Here is a 1916-nt window from a genome sequence, read left to right as displayed (position 1 = left end):
ACGGGCTGACCGGGGGCCGCCTGCCCGTCGGGCGCACCCTGCGGGTCCTGGCCGGCGGGGGCGTCCCCGGGTTGTCCCGGTTCGACGGCCTGCCCCGGCTGCTCGGACTGCTCGACCTGCGAGGTGTCCTGATCGGTGGCGGTCGGCGTCTCGTCGTCACCCCCGAACAGCTGGACGAGTCCGATGCCGATCGCGAGGACCACTGCGGCGAGGAGGACCATCGCGATGGCCCGATAAGGAGGGCCCGTCGGCTCGTCCAGGTCGGGATCGACCCCGGCGTCGCCACCGGGCGCGCCCGGGCCGTAGGGATCATACTGCGAGGTTTCGGGCTGGGAGCTCACGCCGGTGAGTGTAGGTCAGTCGAGTCGCATTCCCAGGTTGCGCGCCGCGCGTGCCTTCTGACGGCTGCTCCGCATGCGACGCAGACGCTTGACGAGGAGCGGGTCCACGGCCAGCGCCTCGGGGCGGTCGATGAGGTCGTTGAGGATCTGGAAGTAGCGCGTGCCGGACATCTCGAACTTCTGCCGGATCGCCTCCTCCTTGGAACCGGCGAACTTCCACCACTGCCGTTCGAACTCGAGCATGGCCTGGTCCCGGTCGGACAGGACGGGATCGGCGGCATGCAGCTCGGTCGCGGGCTGCGTACCGCCCGCGACCTGCGGCCCGCGTGCCGCAGTAACTGATCGACCCATGCGCGCGCCTCCTGTGGTGTCGGTGCAGGTGCTCCGGTGCGGGTATGGAGATCACACCGTTGTGATTCCCCCGTAGTGAACCACACGGATCCGACACCCTGCCACGGGCGCACTAGGATCGTCTGCCATGGCCGTCCTGCCCATCGTCATCCTCGGCGATCCCGCCCTCCACGCCCCCACCGAGCCCGTCACCGGGTCCCCGGAGGAGATCCGCGACCTCGTCCGCGACCTCTACGAGACGATGGACGCCGCCAACGGCGTGGGGCTGGCCGCCAATCAGGTGGGCGTCCGCAAGCGGGTGTTCGTCTACGACTGCCCCGACCTGGACACCGAGGACGGCGAGGGCGTCTCACGCGAGGACGTCGAGGCCCGTGGCGGCTGGATCAACCGCCGCGGCTGCGTGGTCAATCCGGTGTTGGAGACCTCCGAGATCCCGGAGACCATGCCGGACCCGGAGGAGGATCTCGAGGGGTGCCTGTCCGTCCCCGGAGTGAACTTCCCGCGGGGACGCGCCTGGTGGGCCCGGGTCACCGGCACCGACGAGAACGGCGAGCCGGTCTCGGTGGAGGGCTACGGCCTGTTCGCGCGGTGCCTGCAGCACGAGGTGGGCCACCTCGACGGCGTCCTCTACACGGACGGACTCATCGGCCGGAACCGCAAGGCGGCCAAGAGGCACATCCGCGACGCGGGCTGGGGCGTGCCCGGGTTGAGCTGGGACCCGACCACCGATCCCGATCCGTTCGCCGACGAGGAGGACGACGACGACGAGGCCACCGACCTCCATGGCTGAGCAGGACCGGGGTCTGGCGGACCGGTCCCGGTGGAACGCGGGCCGACGCGTGGAGGTGGGGATGCGCGTGGTGGTGCGTCGTCATCTGGAGGACGGGCAGAGTTCGCATCTCTACACCGACGTCATCGGGCACGTGGTCGAGCTGGATCCCGTTCTGGTGGTACGCCGGGAGTCGGGCGAGGAGGTGCGGATCGCCGACCCCGACATCGCCGTCCTCAAGGTGTTGCCGCCCCGCCCGGTCCGCGCCCGCGACGTCCGGGCCCACGAGTACGCGGGTGCGTTGGCGTGGCCGGGTACCGAGTTCGAGCTGGTGGACGGCTGGTTCTGCCGCGCCGGGGACGACTGGTCCTATCGCGGGAACTCGGCGGTCCCGGTGCTGCCGTGGGCCAGCTGCCGGGAACTCGACGGGGTCCGCGACTGGTACTCCGTCCGCG

At 70.8% G+C, this 1916-nt stretch carries 2 protein-coding genes and 2 pseudogenes; 2 read left to right on the top strand and 2 right to left on the bottom strand.

The window, feature by feature from the left end; all coding sequences use genetic code 11:
* Nucleotides 1–341, bottom strand: a pseudogene (locus tag G6020_RS06500) (LytR family transcriptional regulator); the annotation flags it as partial.
* Between the two features lie 15 nt (nt 342–356).
* The gene (locus G6020_RS06495) at nt 357–692 is read right to left on the bottom strand and encodes a DUF3263 domain-containing protein (protein ID WP_241730959.1); all 336 of its coding nucleotides are present in this window, start codon (nt 690–692) and stop codon (nt 357–359) included.
* Between the two features lie 127 nt (nt 693–819).
* Here G6020_RS06495 and G6020_RS06490 point away from each other — a divergent pair, with 127 nt between their 5' ends.
* Nucleotides 820–1482, top strand: a complete 663-nt coding sequence (locus G6020_RS06490; RefSeq protein WP_182610060.1) for a peptide deformylase — start codon at nt 820–822, stop codon at nt 1480–1482.
* Nucleotides 1475–1916, top strand: a pseudogene (locus tag G6020_RS06485) (GNAT family N-acetyltransferase); the annotation flags it as partial. The gene G6020_RS06490 and the pseudogene G6020_RS06485, both read left to right, overlap by 8 nt.

Source organism: Dietzia sp. B19, assembly GCF_014145155.1.
Taxonomy (GTDB): Bacteria; Actinomycetota; Actinomycetes; order Mycobacteriales; family Mycobacteriaceae; genus Dietzia; species Dietzia natronolimnaea.
This window is presented reverse-complemented; position numbering and strand designations above follow the sequence as displayed.

Coding starts and splice junctions, on each gene's coding strand:
- G6020_RS06495 (WP_241730959.1), bottom strand. CDS start 692: ATGGGTCGATCAGTTACTGCGGCACGCGGGCCGCAGGTCGCGGGCGGT.
- G6020_RS06490 (WP_182610060.1), top strand. CDS start 820: ATGGCCGTCCTGCCCATCGTCATCCTCGGCGATCCCGCCCTCCACGCC.